The following is a 15,651-nucleotide window of genomic DNA, read 5'->3' as shown; positions in this document are numbered from 1 at the left end:
TCATCCCGAGTAGACGTTCAGCAGCAGGTCGGCGGGGTCGGGCAGCGGGCTCGCCTCGGCGTACGCGATGGCTTCGGCGATCTCGTCGCGCGTGCGCTGCCATACCTCGTCCAGTTCCGCGCGGGTGGCGGTGCCGTCGGCGATCGCGCGGGTCTCGATCAGGTCGATGGGGTCGCGGGCCTTCCACTCGGCGACCTCCTCGTCCGAGCGGTAGGGATGGCGCAGACCCTTGACGCCCTGGTGGTCGAAGTAGCGGTAGGTCTTGGCCTCGATCATCATCGGACCGGCGCCGGACCGGGCCCGTGCGACGGCTTCGGTCGCGGCGCGGTGCACGGCGACCGCGTCCATACCGTCGACGATCACGCTGGGCATGCCGTAGGCGGCGGCCCGGTCGGCGACGTCGGTGAGCAGCATGTGCGCCGACTGCGGGGTGAACTCGGCGTAGCCGTTGTTCTCGCAGACGAAGACCACGGGCAGCCCGAGGATGGCGGCCATGTTGGCGCCCTCGTGGAAGGCGCCGATGTTGGTGGAGCCGTCGCCGAAGAAGGTCACGGCGACGCTGTCCTCGCCCTTGTAACGGGCGGCGAACGCGGCGCCCACGGCGATCGGGACACCGGCCCCGACGATGCCGTTGGCGCCGAGCATGCCGCGGCTGAGGTCGTTGATGTGCATGCTGCCGCCGCGGCCAAGGCAGGCGCCGGTGACCCGGCCGTACAGTTCGGCGTACATCGCGCGGAAGCCGACGCCCTTGGCCACGGCGTGTCCGTGGCCGCGGTGGGTGGAGGTGATCTGGTCGTCGTCGCGCAGGGCCGTCATCACGCCGGCGGCGACGGCTTCCTGACCGACATACAGATGCAGGAAGCCGGGCAGCTTGCCGGCCTCCATGAGCTTTCCCGCCTCGGTCTCGAACAGCCGGATGCGCACCATGCGTTCGTGCAGATCCCTGATGACCGCGGTACTGACCTGCGGGGATTTCTTCGACGCCGTAGACGCTCGTTGAGCCATCGTCCGCCCCTTCGCCCGAGGGAGGTTGCCAAGCAATCGGAGTTACTTGTGTCGGTCTACAGTAACCGGCATGAAGGCACCTTACTGAACAGCGTCTCTAATTACTACGCCTCGGACCCGGCTCGTCGCCCCGCTCGTCCACCAACTCCACGACATTGCCCTCCGGGTCCGCCCAGAAGCTGATCCGGCGGCCACCCGCGCGGACGACGACCGGGGCCGACAGGGGCCGGGCACCCGCACCCGGCAGCGCGGCCACGACCGGGTCCATGTCGTCGACATGGAAGGTGAGATACGACAGTCCCGGCCGCCCGGCGACCCAGGGCTCCGCACCCGCCGACACCGGCGCCGACCGGGGCAGGATCAACTTGACGCGCCCCCCGGAGGGCACCCGGAGCCAGGCGACCGTCAGCTCGCCGCCCAGCCCCGCCGGACCTCCGACGGACTCCGGCACCCGCGAGCGGCGCTCGGCGCGACAGCCGACCACATCGCAGTAGAAGCGCTCCATCAGCCCGAGGTCCCGCACCACCACACCCACCTCGAACGGCCGTGTCATGACCATCACACCCACCCCCGCGGCACACCGAGCGGCAACTTCGACACTTTCTATTGACAGACCACACTAAGTCCTGTTGCAGTTTCGGACACAGCCCAGCTGTCGCGTTCCGAAGCCGGTCACCGGCTCGCGGCTGGGAGGATTGTGAGGACATCGTGGTCCAGACCAGTTCACCGGAGATTCGGGAAACAGCGACCGAGCGCAGGTCACCGGCCTCCGCCTCGTCCACCCCCGAGTACGCGTCGTGGATCAGCCAGGACCGGTCAACCGACGCCGCGTCCGTGGCGATGCGGCGGGAGGCGGCCGAACTCGTCGAGCGGGTGGTGGCGCATTACCGCGACAACACCACGCACGAGGCGGACGGCCAGTGGACGGAACCCGTCGCCAACTACCTGGACGCCGACCGCTGGCAGCGCGAGACGGACGCCGTCCACCGGAGTGTCCCGCTGCCGCTGGCGATGTCGTGCGAGCTGCCCGGGCCGAACACCTACAAGGCGATCGACGTGCTCGGCGTTCCGGTGCTCATCACGCGCGACCGGCAGGGTGCCGTGCACGCGATGATCAACGCCTGCCGGCACCGGGGCGCCCGGCTCCTCGAAGCCGGGTGCGGAGTGTCCAAGCGGCTCACCTGTCCGTACCACTCCTGGTCGTACGACCTGGCCGGAGAGCTGCGCGGCGTGTACGCGGAGAAGACCTTCGGCGAGGTACCGCGCGAGGGACGCGGCCTGGTGCGGCTTCCGGCCGGGGAGCGCGCGGGGATCGTCTTCGTCTCGCTGGACCCGGCGGCCGAGCCCGACCTGGACGGCTGGCTGGGTGATCTGCAGCCGCTGCTGGAGGGCCTGCGGCTGGCGGAGTGCCACCACTACTCCACCAGCGAGCTGACCAGCCCCAACTGGAAGGTCACCCTCGACGGGTACCTGGAGACGTACCACTTCGCCTCGCTGCACCCGAAGACGGTGTTCGAGACGAACCTCTCCAACATGATGGCCCACGACACCTGGGGCCCCCACCAGCGCATCGCACCGGCCCTGCGCCCCATCGCGCAGGCGGCCGAACTGCCCCCGGACCAGCGTGACCCCGGGGACTGTGTCGGGCCCATCTACTGGCTCTTCCCGGGACTCGCGATCGCCGGCGGCTGGCGCCAGAAGATCGCCGTGTCCCTGGTGCTCCCCCGGACGGCGACCGAGTCGGTGACCCAGCAGATCATCCTGCTGCGGGAACCGGCGGTCACCGAGGAGGAACGCCAGGCCGCCGACCGGTTCGGCGCCTGGTTCCACGAGGTGGTCCGCGACGAGGACTACGCGACGACTTACGGCGTCCAGCAGGGGCTCAAGGCCCTGGCCGCAGCGGGAACCGACTTCGTCTTCGGGCGCAACGAGCCCGGCCTCCAGCACTTCCACCGCACCGTTCACCAGCACCTGGACGAAGCCGCCAGGTGACCGACCCACAACAAGCGCAGGAGAACACCATGGTGGCTACGGGCAGCCTCGACGGTCGTGTCGCGGTGATCACGGGCAGCACACGCAGCATCGGCCGCGCCATCGCCGAGGCCTTCCTGGCCGACGGCGCCAGGGTCGTCATCAGCGGCCGCAGCGAGATCAAGGGCAAGCAGGCCCTGGAGGAGCTGGACGCCGGGGACCGGGCCGTCTTCCACCCCTGTGACGCGAGCAAGCAGGAGGACATCGAGTCCCTCGCCGACTTCGCCGCCGAGAGGTTCGGCCGGCTCGACATCTGGGTCAACAACGCGGGCGGCACCCAGGGCTTCGCCCCCGTACACGAGCTCAGCGACGAGGCCTGGAACCACGCCCTCGCCTTCAACCTCAACGCCTACTTCTACGGCACCCGCAGGGCACTGCCGAAGATGCTCGTGGGTGGCTGGGGCCGGATCATCAACATCTCCTCGGTGGAGGGCAAGCAGGCCAACAAGCCGGCGATCAGCCACTACATCACCAACAAGCACGCCATCCACGGACTGACGAAGGCGACCGCCTTCGAGTACGGCACCCAGGGCATCACCTGCAACGCCATCTGTCCCGGCGCCGTCGACACCGACCTGATGCGGGCCGCCGGACCGGCCGCCGCCGAGGCCGAGGGCATCAGTTACGAGGAATGGCTCAGCCGCTTCGCCGAGCACGCCGCCACCAAGAAGATCACGACGGTGGAGCAGATCTCGGCTGTCGCCTCGCTGCTGGCGAGCGACGCCGGTGCGGGCATCACGGGGGCGCTGATCAGCGTCGACGGCGGCACGGCGCAGTGGTAGGGGCGGGGACAAAGGGCGGGAGACCTGGGTCATGAAGAGCTGGATCACGGACTGGCAGCGCAGTGAGCGGCTGCCGCACTACACCCGGGCCAACGCGGGCGAGACCCTGCCGGATCCCGCCAGCCCGCTGGGCTGGACCCTGGTCTGGGGGCGCGGTCTGCAGGGCTGGCGGCGCGGTTTCGTCGGGTTCGGCGTCTACCGCGAGGAGGAGGTGGCCGGCCCGCGTCCGCCGTTCGTCGGCATGTTCGGCGGCCACTTCTATCTCAACCTCTCCCACATGCGGCTGTTCGGCATCCGGATGGGCCAGACGGCGGACCAGATCGACGCGGCCTTCGTCGGCCAGCGCTCCGACACGCCGGTGTACGTGGCGCACCCCGACGACCAGGACGAGGAGCTGACCGCCAAGGCGGGCGCCACACTGCAGCGGATGCTCGGCCAGACCGGCTTCCCGGAGGCCGACGCCGACCGGGAGCGGCTGCGCGCCCTGCGCCGCTCACGCCCCGACCTGACGCGGCTGTCCGAGGCCGAACTGGTCGCCCACGCGCGGTCGTTGCTGGACGAGGTGGAGACGACCTTCCAGCGGCACGTCGAGTCGTCGCTGCCCGCGTCGGTCGGGCCGGCGATCCTCGGCCCGCTGTGCGCGAGCGTGGACCGCCCCGGCGCCCTGCTCGACCTGATCGGCGGTCTCGGTGACGTCGACTCCGCCTCCCCCTCGACCGGGCTGTGGACGCTGTCCCGCCAGGTGGCGGCCTCGGCCGAGCTGAGCGCGCTGTTCGACGGGGGTCCGGCCGCCGTGGAGCAGGCGCTCGGCACCGCGACCGGGGATGTGAAGGCGTTCCGTGACTCCTTCGAGGAGTTCCTGGCGGAGTCCGGCGACCGCGGTCCCAACGAGTGGGACATCCACGCGCTGTCCTGGGAGGCGGCGCCCGTGCAGGCGCTGGCCCTGGTCGACCGGATCCGGCACAGTCCCGACGACGCCTCCCCCGCCGCCCGCCAGAAGCGACTGACGGAAGGGCGCGAGCGCACGGCCCGGGAGATCCGGGCCGCGCTGCCCGAGGAGACGCAGCCCATGTTCGACGCCGGCATGCACGCATCCCAGGTGTGGATACCTGCCCGCGAGCGCACCAAGGCGAACTGCGTCACCGTCATCAACGAGATCCGCATGGCCGTACGGGAGCTCGGAGGCCGCGGCGTCGACGCGGGGCTGTTCGCCCGGCCCGAGGACGTGATGATGCTGCTGGACACCGAACTCGACGACTATGTCGCCGCCCCGGAGTCCTTCGGCGCGGTGATCGCCCAGCGGCTCGAGGAGTACGCGGGCCTGTACGACCTGGAGCCGCCGTTCTTCGTCGCCGACGACGCCCAGACCGAAGTCGACACCTGGCCGCGGCGCGCCGAGGAACGGACCCCCGCGGCCGTCGAGGGCGATGTCCTCGGTGGCGCGGGCGGCAGCCACGGCACGTACACCGGCAGGGTGCGGGTGGTCACCGACCCGTCCTCGTGCGAGGCGCTGGAGCCCGGTGAGGTGCTGGTCGCGCCGATCACGGACGCGGCCTGGACCCCGCTGTTCCTGGTCGCCGGAGCCGCCGTCGTGGATGTGGGCGCGCTCAACAGCCACGCCGTGGTGGTCTGCCGTGAGCTGGGCATCCCGGCCGTGATCTCCGTCGAGAACGGGACGCGGCGACTGCGGGACGGCATGGTGGTCACGGTGGACGGCGACCGGGGCACCGTCACCGTGGACGACGTCCCCGGGCCGCTCGGCGGCTGAGAACCCCGCGGGCCCGTCGCCTCCCTCGCAGGGGAGGCGACGGGCCCGCGGCCATGACCGTGAAGGGAAAACCGTGACTGAGGAAATCATCGTCGCCGGCTGGATGGACTACGGACCCGGCGACCGCGCCGCGATGCTGGAGGCCCTGACCGAACTGGGCCGGCAGACCCGCGCGGCGGAACCCGGCTGCCTGGACTACGCCATGACCCCCGACCCCGGCGTCGAGCGGCGCATCCGGGTGTTCGAGCACTGGGCCTCCCAACAGGCCCTCGACGAGCACTTCGCCACCGCGCACATGAAGGAGTTCCGCGAAGCCGTGGCGGGTTTGACCCGGGTCGGGGTCTCCCTGACGGCCCACACGGTCGCCGCGTCACGCCCCATGCGCTGAAAACGGCGCCCCCCCCCTGGCCGGGGGCGCCGTTTTCAGGTCTTCCATGCGTCAGTCGGCCAGCCGCACCAGCATCTTGCCGACGTTGCCGCCGCCGAGCAGGGACAACAGCGCTCCCGCCGCGTTCTCCAGGCCGTCCACGACCGTCTCGCGCGCGGTGATCCGGCCCTCGGCGAGCCAGCCCGCGACCCGCTGCTCGAACTCCGGCCGCAGGTCGTCGTGGTCACGGACGATGAAACCTGACAGCGTCAGCCGCTTGAGGACCGCCTGGACCAGATGGTTGATGTCCACGGTCCGTCGCTCGCCGCCGAACTGCGACATCATGCCGCACAGGGCGACCCTGCCACCGGTCCGCAGCGCGTGCAGGGCCGCCGCAAGCTGCTCACCGCCGACGTTGTCGAAGTACACGTCGATACCCTCGGGTGCCATCCGGGCCAGCGCGTCGCGCACCGGCTCGGCACGGTAGTCCGCGGCGGCGTCGTAGCCGAACTCCTCGACCAGCAGGGCGCACTTGCCGGGTCCGCCGGCGGTCCCGATGACGCGGTCCGCGCCCAGCAGCCGCGCGAACTGGCCGGCGGCGGTGCCGACGGCGCCCGCCGCTGCCGAGACGAAGACGGTGTCGCCCGGGCGCAGCTCCGCGATCCGGGTCAGGCCCACGTACGCGGTGAAGCCGGTCTGGCCGAGCAGCCCGAGCCAGGTGGGCAGCGGGGCGAGCCGCGGATCGATGCGCGCCGCCCCGTCGGTGTCCGTCCCGTCCAGTACGGCCCGCTCCCGCCAGCCCAGTTGGTGGCGTACGAAGGCGCCCGGCGGAACAGCGGGACAGCGGCTCTCCTCGACGACACCGAGGGCCCGCCCGTCCAGGGGTGATCCGGGGGTGAAGTTGTGCGTGTAGTGCTTCTCGGTGGTCTCCAGCCGTCCGCGCATGGACGGATCGACGCTCATGTAGAGGTTGCGGACGAGGACCTGTCCCTCGCCGAGAGAAGGCAGAGGGCGTTCCTCGACGGCGAAGTCACCTGGGGCCGGTTCCTTCACAGGCCGGCGTCTGAGGCAGACCACCCGGGTGGTGCGCGGGGACACGGCGTCACCCCTCCTGCTCAGGCGCCGTGCGCCGCCGGGCGAGCCGGCCGACCCAGCCGGCCATCTGGAGGTCGGCATGGCGCAGTTCGCCCGACTGCCACCGGGCCTGGAAGTCGAAGACGCCCCGCGCCCCGGTCTTCGGGTCGGTCACCTCGACCAGTCCGTCCGCGGTGAGCCGGTACACATGCCCGGTCAGCGGGTGGATCACTTGCTTGGACATGGGGGCCTCACTCCTGCACTCGGCGGCGCACGCCGCGCTTGGTCACGGTCACCGGGCCCTCGACCCGGAGCCGGCAGGCGAGCCGGGTCAGGCCGTCCACCGGCCTGCGCAGGGCCTCGATGCCCTCGCGTTCCAGCGGGCCCACCGGGGAACAGTTCTCGACGCCCTCCACCACCTCGACGAAGCAGGTACGGCAGGTGCCCTTGCCGCCGCAGACGGTGGGCCAGCGGTAGCCGAGCCGCTGAGCGGCGGTGAACAGGTCCTCGCCGTCGAGCACTTCCAGCTCGGCGCCCACGGGCGCGACCGACACCCGGTGGGTCACCTGTCCATCCACTCGTCGAGCGTCCGGTTGAAGTGGCGGATGCGGCTCTCCTGGTAGTTGGCGAGCGTGATGCCCGGCTTGCGCATCGCCTTCAGGCCCTGCTGGACGTAGGGCAGGTTCTCGCAGTCCTGGTCGAAGACGGGTCCCAGCACGCCGAGTTCGGGGATGTCGGCGAAGAGCATGTCCTCCGGTACCCAGCGGATCTTCGCCGGGGGTGGCATCTCGCCGGGCCGCTTCGGGGAGGACATGAAGATGATCTCTGCGGTGCAGGAGTCGGGATCCAGGCCGTTGGGGCGGAACCGATAGATGATGTTGGACTTGGCGCCACCCCAGGGGTTGAAGTTGGGGAAGAGCAAGTAGTTGATGGCGTCCAGCAGTTCGGTGTCCGGGGTCTGCGAGAAGTCCTGCGCCGAGGTGGCCGCCAGCTGCGCGCGCATCCGCTCCGCGAGGACCTGGCGGGCCGTGCCGCCGGGCGGGATCGCCGGCAGTTCGTCGCCCTCCTGCCGTACCAGGTCACGGCCCTGGGCGGCGGCGTAGAAGGCGCGCGAGTCGTAGAAGGTCTCCAGGACGTCCTCCTCCGTGACGGAGTCCGCCACGTGCGGGCTGGGCGCGCCCTGGATGTTGATCATCCGGTTCCAGTTCGGCTGGTCGGCCATCACGTCGTACTGCGAGTTGGCGTCGGCGAGCCACGGCAGCATCTGCGGGTGCGTGGCGATCACATGGAAGGACTCGATGAACGCGTCCTGGGCGACCTTCCAGTTGCAGGGCAGCACCTTGGCGATGTGCAGCGACTTGTAGCGGTTCTCCAGCGGCCAGATGTAGTAGTCGTCGAAAGTGCCGCGGTAGCTGTCGAAGGACTCCGCGTACGGGTCCATGTTGATGAAGACGAAGCCGCGCCAGGTGGCGACCCGGGCCTCGGGAAGGGCGAACTTCTCCGGGGTGACGTGCGGGAAGTCCCAGGCGCAGGGCGGGGTCTGCATCGTGCCGTCGAGGTTCCAGGCGAAGCCGTGGAACGAGCAGCGGAACTCGCTCACATTGCCGCCGCCGGTGCGCAGTTTGCGTCCGCGGTGCAGGCACACGTTGACGAAGGCCCGGATCTCGTCGGGGGCCGTACGCACGACGATGAGCGAGTCGTCGCCGATCTCGTAGATCTCGTGGTCGCCGACCTCGGGGATCTCGCTCTCCAGACAGGCGAACTGCCACACGCGCCGCCATACCTGCCGCATTTCGCGTTCGGCCCACTCACGGGAGGTGAAGCGGGCGGTGTCGATGTCCTCGCTGCCGAGGGGGTCGTTCCGCTCGAACCTCAGGGCGGGCGGGACCGGGCGGCTGTCCTGGTCGAGGTAGTCCTGGACGCTGGGCCCGGGGCACCGCGCGGCGCCCAGCTCCGACGTTTCGTCCATCATCTCTCCTCCGGCAGAAACTTTAGATCGAGTGTAGTTACTGTTTGCGGGATGGAGCAACACTCTCGACTGCCAATAAAGGACACATCTCCCGAGGTCAGCACGGATTGTGCCGCGGAGCGCATAAATTTCTCGACACTTCCCCTCCCCAACGCTGCTGCGGCATGTCACACTCCGACCCACTTGAGGCTGTAGTTCCTCATAAGTTTCTCCGATCCGGTACGGTAACTGGCCGGTCTGGTGCCGGCCGGCTTACCCAACCCGCCGTTGTGCGCCGCCGGAGGGGAAGTCGACAAGGAGACCGGAGCATGAGAGCTGTGCAGTACCGGAGGGTCGGACACGCCCCCGAGGTCGTCGAGGTTCCCGCGCCCCAACCGGGGCCGGGCCAGGTGCTGTTGAAGGTGACCGCGGCGGGGCTGTGCCACTCCGACCTGGCGGTCATGGGGTGGCCCGAGGACCAGTTCCCCTATCCGCTGCCGATGACGCTCGGCCATGAGGGCGTGGGCACCGTCGCAGCCGTGGGCAGCGGTGTCACCGCGGTGGCGGAGGGCGACGAGGTGGCGGTGTACGGCCCCTGGGGCTGCGGGCAGTGCCCCAAGTGCGCGGTGGGCAAGGAGAACTGCTGCCCGCATGCCGCAGGGCTCGGGATCCTGCCGCCGGGACTCGGCTCCCCCGGTGCCCTCGCCGAGTACATGCTGGTGGACTCGCCCCGCCATCTGGTGCCCCTGAACGGACTGGACCCGGTGCAGGCCGCCCCGCTCACCGACGCGGGGCTGACGCCCTATCACGCCATCAGGAGATCGCTGCCCAAGCTGGTCCCGGGCAGCACGGCGGTGGTGATCGGAGTCGGCGGCCTGGGTCACCTGGCCGTGCAGTTGCTCCGCGCTCTGACACCGGCCACGGTGGTCGCCCTCGACGTGAGCAAGGACAAGCTGGAGCTGGCCCACGCGGTGGGCGCCCACGAGACGCTGCTCTCCGACGATGCGGCGGCCGCACGGGTGCGGGAGCTCACCGGCGGGATCGGAGCGGAGGTGGTGCTGGACTTCGTGGGCGCCGAGGCGACGCTCGCCGTGGCCGCGGCGGCGGTGGCCGTGGAGGGCGATGTGACGATCGTCGGCCTCGGCGGAGGCACCCTGGCGGTCGGCTTCGGCGGCGGGCTGCCGTTCGAGGTCTCCGCCTCCTTCCCCTACTGGGGCAGTCGCCGGGAACTCATGGAGGTGGTCGAGCTGGCGCGACAGGGTCTGGTCTCCTCGCACGTCGAGACGTTCACCCTCGACGAGGCGCCCGAGGCCTACGAGCGTCTGCACGCCGGTGACATCAAGGGCCGCGCGGTGGTGCTCCCGCACGCGTGAGCCGTCCCCGCGCAGAGCCGGCGCCCGAGCCCGACTCAGGCGCCGGCCCGCTCGTGTGCCGGGCTCCGGCCGGCCACCGTCCGCTCCACGCAACGCCGGAGCACCGTCAGGAACTCCGGCGTCTCCCAGGGGCCGCGGTCCACGCGCCCGGTGTCGTCCACGCCCAGGTCCTGCATGTCGTAACGGCCCCGGCAGTGACCGAGGGTGAAGTAGCAGACCTCGCCGAGACCGTGCCGCTTGAGGTACAGCACCGGTCGGGGCGCCCTGTCGAGGGCCGCCGTGTCGCCTTCGGCGAAGCCACGGCAGGGCCCGGTGTACTCGGCGTGCAGCAACACGTCCAAGTCTCCGTGCAGCTCGCACACGTACAGCTCGTCGGTGACCGTGAACGGGCCGATCCCGGCGACCAGCGGATGGCCGGGATCGGTCACGCGCACCTCGTACGGCTCGATCGGCGGGTGGGCCAGGAACTGGCTGCCGAGTACCTGGGCCAGTTCTCCCAGGAGCCGTGGAGTCGTGAACTCGCGGGCGCCGCCTCGCGTCGACGGCTCGATCACCGCGTTGGTGCCGTGCAGGGCGAGCCAGCGACCACCCCGCTCGACCAGCCGGGCGAGCGCGGCCCGTTGCGCCGGGCGGGGCCGGACGTCGCAGGTGTAGGTGACCAACAGGTCGGCCCGGTCGAGGGCTTCCACGCAGTCGTAGTCCTGGTGGACGGTGGTGCGCACCCTCGGATGCTCACCGAGCAGTTCCAGCAGCCGGAGCCGCGCGTGGTCGAAGTCGTGCCAGCGGCCGCCGCAGACCAGTACGGCGTCCAGGCGGCCTGCCGGGCCCGCCACGGCTCAGTACTGGACGCGGGTGAGCAGCCCGCCGTCCACGACGAGGTTGACTCCCACACAGAAGGAGCCGGTGCGCCCGAGCAGGAACGCCACCGCCGCGGCCACGTCCTCCGCGGTGCCGTAGCGGCCGATCGGAAGCTTGGCGAGCACCTCCTCGTAGACCTCCGGACGGCTGGTGCGGATGGTCTCCCAGGCGCCGCCGGGGAAGTCGATCGGACCGGGCGAGACGGTGTTGACGCGGATGCCCTTCGGTGCAAGGGCGTGTGCGAGGGCGGAGGCGTGCTGGACGACGGCCGCCTTGAGCGCGGAGTAGGAGTTCGCTCCGGCCGGGCGCGCGGTGTCGGAGGCGTTGGTGGTGCCGATGGCCACGACCGCGGCCCGGTCGGAGGCCTCCAGATGGGGCAGGGCCGCCTCGACGAGTCCCGCGAAGGGGATCAGGTCGCCGCGCAGGCTGGCTTCCCAGGACTCGGGGCCTTTCACATTGCCCGCCGACACGTTGGACACCAGCAGGTCCAGGCCGCCGAGTGCGCCGGCCGCCCGCCCCACGAAGCCGGCGAGGGCGGCCGGGTCGGTGACGTCGACCGCTTCCTCGAACACCGTGGCGCCCTCGGCCCGCAGTTCGGCAGCGGCCTTGGCCAGCCCTTCCTCGCCCCGGGCGCACAGGGCCAGCGCGCAGCCCTCCGCGGCCAGTTGCGCGGCGATCGCACGGCCTATGCCCCGGCTCGCACCGGTCACCAGCGCCTTGGCGCCCGTCAGTCCCAGATCCATCGATGTCACTCCTTCGTGATTGCCGAAGCGAGGCGTGGTGCCTCAGTTGCCGGGAAGTTGCGAGAACGGCACCCGGTCCACCCGCGGCTCGGGCGGCAGCTTGAGCACCCGTTCGCCGATCAGGTTGCGCTGGATCTGGTCCGTGCCTCCGGCCAGCCGATAGCCGGGGGCGCCGAGGAGATGTTCGGTCCAGGCGAAGGTGCCGGGCTCGCCGGTGTCGGCGCTGATGCGCGCCCCCATCAGCTCGGCGGCGAGCTGCCCGGTGCGGGTGAGCAGTTCGGAGGCCATGAGTTTGGTCAACGACGCCTCGGGGCCCGGCCGGCCGCCGGCCGCGCTGGTCCTGGCGACGCGTTCGACGGTGGCCGTGCGCAGGGCGGCTCGGATGTACAGGTCGGCGAGGCGTTGGCGGACCAGCGGGTCCTCGGTGCGGCCCAGGGAGCGGGCGAGGGTGAGGACGTCGGTGAAGGTGCCGCCCTTGCGGCGGTTGCCGCTGCCGGAGGCGGTGCGCTCGAAGGCGAGGGTGGTGGTGGCGACCTCCCAGCCCTGGCCTAGTCGCCCGATCCGGAGCCGGTCGGGGACGCGTACGCCGCTGAGGAAGACCTCGTTGAAGGAGGCGCCGCCGCTCATCTGCCGGATGGGGCGCACCTCCACTCCGGGGGCGTCCATCGGTACGAGGAAGGCAGTGATGCCCGCCTGTTTGACGACATCCGGGTCGGTGCGGGCGAGCAGCAGACCGTAGTCGGCGAACTGGGCGCCCGAGGTCCACACCTTCTGACCGTCGATCACCCAGTCGTCGCCCTCCTGCCGGGCGCGGGTGCGCAGGGCCGCGAGGTCCGATCCGGCGCCGGGCTCGCTGAAGAGCTGGCAGGCCAGCAGATCGGTGCGCAGGAAGGCGCGTGCGTGGTCGCGGCGCTGCTCGGCGGTCCCGAACAGGGAGACGGCCATCGCGACCAGACGCACGGTGACACTGATCAGCTCGGTGGACGGCGGGACCTCGAAAGCCGCTTCCTCCTCGGCGAAGGCCGCCACATGGGCGGCGGTCAGGCCGGCGCCCCCCTTGTCCGCGGGGAGGGTCAGTGCCTGGTAGCCGGCGTCGAACCGGGCTCGCTGGTAGGCGCGGCAGCGCTCCAGCAGCAGGCGTTCCTCGTTCTCCGGAAGGTTGTGGAACACGGCGAGGTCGGCGGACTGGGTGGCGCAGTCCGGCGCCCGTGCCGGTTCCAGCACGGTGGCCAGCCACTGCCGGACCTGCCTGCGCCATGCGTCCGGATCCGGCTCGGACATGGCTCCTCCTCGGTCACTTACCAGATGATGGCTTGAGTAACGGGATGCGGGCAGTGCGCCCCCACCCGACGAAACAGGTGGGAATGACTCCGCACAGGATCAGAGTGTTCCGCACTTTCTTGATAAACGCTACAGTCTCAGCATCTCCTCTCCCTCCGAAAGCGGGAGAGGCCCAGGAGCCGCCGGAGGAGCCATGTCGCTGCTGCCACTCGACCGTCGCGCCCAGGAGTCACCCGAGGAGCCCGCCCTGGCGGACGACCTGGACGTGCTGTCCTGGTCCCGCCTCGCCGACCAGGTGGCGCGGGCAGCGGCCCGACTGCTGGAGTTCGCGCCCGGCCCCGAGGACCGGATCGCCGTCCTCGGTGACAACGCGATCCCGACGCTGGTGGCCCATCTGGCCGGACTGCGCGCCGGAGTGGGAACCGTCGCCACGTCCCGCAGCCTCACCTCGGGCGAGCTCGTCGAGCAGATCATCGACGCGGGCGTGACCGGGATCGTCGCCGGACCCGTCGGCGCGGGTGCCGCGCTCGACGCGGCCCGGGAACTGGGCCTGCCGGTGGTGGTCCACGGAACCCCGGCGGTCGGGCACGCCTTCGACTGGGACCGGTGGCTGGCCGCAGCGCCCGCCGGGCACACCTTCCCCGTGGGCCGACCCGCCCGGCCCCCGCTCGTCTACACCTCGGGAACCACCGGACGGGCCCGCGGCACCGAGGTGCGCTGGGTCAGCGGCCAGGTCGCCGACAGCTCCGCGTACCTCGCCGCGATGTCCGCCCGGCCCGGATTCCCGCCGGGACCGCATCTGGTGTGCGGTCCCCTGCAGCACAACGCCCCGCTGACCTCACTGCGGCACCTGGCGGCCGGCCAGCCGGTGATCGTCCTCGGCAGATACGACGCGGAGACGTTCCTGAGCCGGGTGCAGCAGTGGCGGGTCGCCTCGACGGTGATGGTGCCCACCCACTTCCAGCGGCTGCTCGCCCTCCCGGACGAGGTCCGCGCCCGGTACGACGTCTCCAGCCTGCGGCAGGTCTCCCACACCGGCTCCGCGTGTCCGCCCGACGTGAAGCGCGCCATGATCGACTGGTTCGGTCCGGTACTGACCGAATCGTACGGCGCCAGCGAGGCGGGCACCGTGGCACGCATCAGCAGCGCCGAGTGGCTGGCGCACCCGGGCTCGGTCGGGCGCGTCCGGCCCCCCTTCGAGGTCCTGGTCACCGATGACGACGGCCGGCAACTGCCGCCCGGCGAACCAGGACTGCTGGCCTTCCGAGCCCCGGAGAACCAGGGCGTCCGCTATCACGCGGACCCGGACAAGACCAGGGCCGCCTATGTCTCCCCCGGCGTCTTCACGCTCGGCGACATCGGCTACGTCGACGCGGACGGCTACATCTTCATCACCGACCGGGCCGCGGACGTCGTGGTCTCCGGCGGGGTCAACCTCTACCCGGCCGAGAGCGAGGCCGTGCTGCGACAGCACCCGGCGGTCGCCGAGGTCGCCGTCATCGGCGTGCCCGACCCGGACTTCGGCGAGTCCCTGCGGGCCCTGGTCGTGGCGGCGGACGAACCGCCGGCCGACGAACTGGACCGGTTCTGCCGTGAGCGCCTCGCCGCCTACAAGTGCCCGAAGTCGTACGAGTTCGTGCCCGAACTCCTGCGCAACGCGATGGGCAAGCTCGACAAGCGCGCGATGCGCCGCCCGTACTGGGCCTCGGAACGGACCATCGCCGGCTGAGCCCGCTTGCCTCCGTGCCCGCTCACCCGTGTGCCCGCTCATCCCTGTGAAGGATCACCATGACCGAACTCCTCCTCGTCCGGCACGGCCTCCCGCTGGCCGGCGTGTTCGACCCCGGGCTGTCCCCGCAGGGCACCGCCCAGGCCGAACATCTCGCCGCCTGGCTCCGGCACGAGGACCTCGACGCCCTCTACGTCAGCCCGTACCGGCGGGCCCGCGAGACCGCCGCGCCCCTGGAACGGATCACCGGCATGACCGCCACCGTCCTCGACGACCTGCGCGAGTGGGACACGGACGTGTCCCAGCCCTACACACCGCCCGAGCAGATCGGCGCCGACGACCCCCGGGCGGCGGCACTCGCCGAGGGACGCTTCGACGACTTCGTGCCCGACCTGGACCGGGACGCCTTTCGAGCCCGTGCCGTACGGGCCATGGACAGCATTTTCGACGCCCATCCCGGCGGCCGGGTCGCGGCCGTGTGCCACGGCGGCATCACCAACACCTACCTGGCGACGGTGCTGGGCCTGTCCACCATGTTCTGGTTCCACCCCGACTACACGTCCGTCAGCCGGGTGCGGCGCATGCCCGGCGGCCGCACCGTCCTGCACTCGGTCAACGAGACGGCCCATCTGATCGCCGACCGTGCCGTGGACGCCGGCACGGCCGCCTGACTCCGTCCCACATCCCAGGAG

16 protein-coding genes are annotated in these 15,651 nt (G+C 71.1%); 7 read left to right on the top strand and 9 right to left on the bottom strand.

Annotation, left to right across the window (positions count from 1 at the left end):
* On the bottom strand, window positions 1-1,005 hold the full coding sequence (locus ACIBW9_RS26360; RefSeq protein WP_398959024.1) for a thiamine pyrophosphate-dependent dehydrogenase E1 component subunit alpha: 1,005 nt from the start codon (window positions 1,003-1,005) through the stop codon (window positions 1-3).
* A gap of 97 nt (window positions 1,006-1,102) precedes the next feature.
* Window positions 1,103-1,558, bottom strand: a complete 456-nt coding sequence (locus ACIBW9_RS26355) for a VOC family protein (protein ID WP_398959022.1) — start codon at window positions 1,556-1,558, stop codon at window positions 1,103-1,105.
* Window positions 1,559-1,713: 155 nt separating this feature from the next.
* Between ACIBW9_RS26355 and ACIBW9_RS26350 the strand changes: the two genes are divergently transcribed.
* The 4 genes from ACIBW9_RS26350 (at window position 1,714) to ACIBW9_RS26335 (ending at window position 5,974) form a co-directional block, all read left to right on the top strand.
* A complete protein-coding gene (locus ACIBW9_RS26350; RefSeq protein WP_398959020.1) occupies window positions 1,714-2,997 on the top strand; it encodes an aromatic ring-hydroxylating dioxygenase subunit alpha in 1,284 nt (427 codons plus the stop codon).
* A gap of 29 nt (window positions 2,998-3,026) precedes the next feature.
* Entirely contained in the window at window positions 3,027-3,818 is a 792-nt protein-coding gene (locus ACIBW9_RS26345) for an SDR family NAD(P)-dependent oxidoreductase (protein WP_398959018.1), read from the top strand.
* Between the two features lie 31 nt (window positions 3,819-3,849).
* The gene (locus ACIBW9_RS26340; protein ID WP_398959016.1) at window positions 3,850-5,586 is read left to right on the top strand and encodes a PEP-utilizing enzyme; all 1,737 of its coding nucleotides are present in this window, start codon (window positions 3,850-3,852) and stop codon (window positions 5,584-5,586) included.
* Between the two features lie 73 nt (window positions 5,587-5,659).
* The gene (locus tag ACIBW9_RS26335) at window positions 5,660-5,974 is read left to right on the top strand and encodes a putative quinol monooxygenase (protein ID WP_398959014.1); all 315 of its coding nucleotides are present in this window, start codon (window positions 5,660-5,662) and stop codon (window positions 5,972-5,974) included.
* A 51-nt stretch (window positions 5,975-6,025) separates the two neighbouring features.
* Here ACIBW9_RS26335 and ACIBW9_RS26330 read toward each other — a convergent pair whose 3' ends face one another.
* Genes ACIBW9_RS26330 through ACIBW9_RS26315 form a run of 4 tightly spaced genes read right to left on the bottom strand, consistent with a single transcriptional unit; the run spans window position 6,026 to window position 8,996 of the window.
* Window positions 6,026-7,051, bottom strand: a complete 1,026-nt coding sequence (locus tag ACIBW9_RS26330) for an NADP-dependent oxidoreductase (RefSeq protein ID WP_398959012.1) — start codon at window positions 7,049-7,051, stop codon at window positions 6,026-6,028.
* A 4-nt stretch (window positions 7,052-7,055) separates the two neighbouring features.
* Entirely contained in the window at window positions 7,056-7,271 is a 216-nt protein-coding gene (locus ACIBW9_RS26325; RefSeq protein ID WP_398959010.1) for a transposase, read from the bottom strand.
* Between the two features lie 7 nt (window positions 7,272-7,278).
* Window positions 7,279-7,605, bottom strand: coding sequence for a 2Fe-2S iron-sulfur cluster-binding protein (locus ACIBW9_RS26320; RefSeq protein ID WP_398959008.1), 327 nt, complete (start codon window positions 7,603-7,605; stop codon window positions 7,279-7,281).
* The gene (locus tag ACIBW9_RS26315; protein WP_398959006.1) at window positions 7,590-8,996 is read right to left on the bottom strand and encodes an SRPBCC family protein; all 1,407 of its coding nucleotides are present in this window, start codon (window positions 8,994-8,996) and stop codon (window positions 7,590-7,592) included. The genes ACIBW9_RS26320 and ACIBW9_RS26315 overlap by 16 nt, the downstream gene beginning before the upstream one ends.
* A 308-nt stretch (window positions 8,997-9,304) precedes the next feature.
* Here ACIBW9_RS26315 and ACIBW9_RS26310 point away from each other — a divergent pair, with 308 nt between their 5' ends.
* On the top strand, window positions 9,305-10,348 hold the full coding sequence (locus ACIBW9_RS26310; RefSeq protein ID WP_398959004.1) for an NAD(P)-dependent alcohol dehydrogenase: 1,044 nt from the start codon (window positions 9,305-9,307) through the stop codon (window positions 10,346-10,348).
* A 35-nt stretch (window positions 10,349-10,383) separates the two neighbouring features.
* Here ACIBW9_RS26310 and ACIBW9_RS26305 read toward each other — a convergent pair whose 3' ends face one another.
* The 3 genes from ACIBW9_RS26305 to ACIBW9_RS26295 are packed head-to-tail and all read right to left on the bottom strand — an operon-like array spanning window position 10,384 to window position 13,230.
* Window positions 10,384-11,181, bottom strand: coding sequence for a ThuA domain-containing protein (locus ACIBW9_RS26305; RefSeq protein WP_398959002.1), 798 nt, complete (start codon window positions 11,179-11,181; stop codon window positions 10,384-10,386).
* Between the two features lie 3 nt (window positions 11,182-11,184).
* Window positions 11,185-11,949 (bottom strand): SDR family NAD(P)-dependent oxidoreductase, encoded by a 765-nt coding sequence (locus ACIBW9_RS26300; protein ID WP_398959000.1) that lies wholly within the window; start codon window positions 11,947-11,949, stop codon window positions 11,185-11,187.
* A 42-nt stretch (window positions 11,950-11,991) separates the two neighbouring features.
* Window positions 11,992-13,230 carry an acyl-CoA dehydrogenase family protein gene (locus ACIBW9_RS26295; RefSeq protein ID WP_398958998.1) on the bottom strand — a complete coding sequence of 413 codons (1,239 nt, stop codon included), beginning with the start codon at window positions 13,228-13,230 and terminating at the stop codon, window positions 11,992-11,994.
* 193 nt (window positions 13,231-13,423) lie between these two features.
* Between ACIBW9_RS26295 and ACIBW9_RS26290 the strand changes: the two genes are divergently transcribed.
* Complete coding sequence (locus ACIBW9_RS26290) at window positions 13,424-14,959, top strand: AMP-binding protein (protein ID WP_398958995.1); 1,536 nt, start codon at window positions 13,424-13,426, stop codon at window positions 14,957-14,959.
* Window positions 14,960-15,018: 59 nt separating this feature from the next.
* Window positions 15,019-15,630, top strand: a complete 612-nt coding sequence (locus ACIBW9_RS26285) for a histidine phosphatase family protein (protein WP_398958993.1) — start codon at window positions 15,019-15,021, stop codon at window positions 15,628-15,630.
* The last annotated feature ends 21 nt before the right edge of the window (window positions 15,631-15,651 follow it).

Source organism: Streptomyces sp. NPDC049541 (genome assembly GCF_044465725.1).
Lineage (GTDB): Bacteria > Actinomycetota > Actinomycetes > Streptomycetales > Streptomycetaceae > Streptomyces.
Note: the sequence above shows the minus strand (reverse complement) of the source record. Positions and strands in the feature narration are given on the sequence as shown.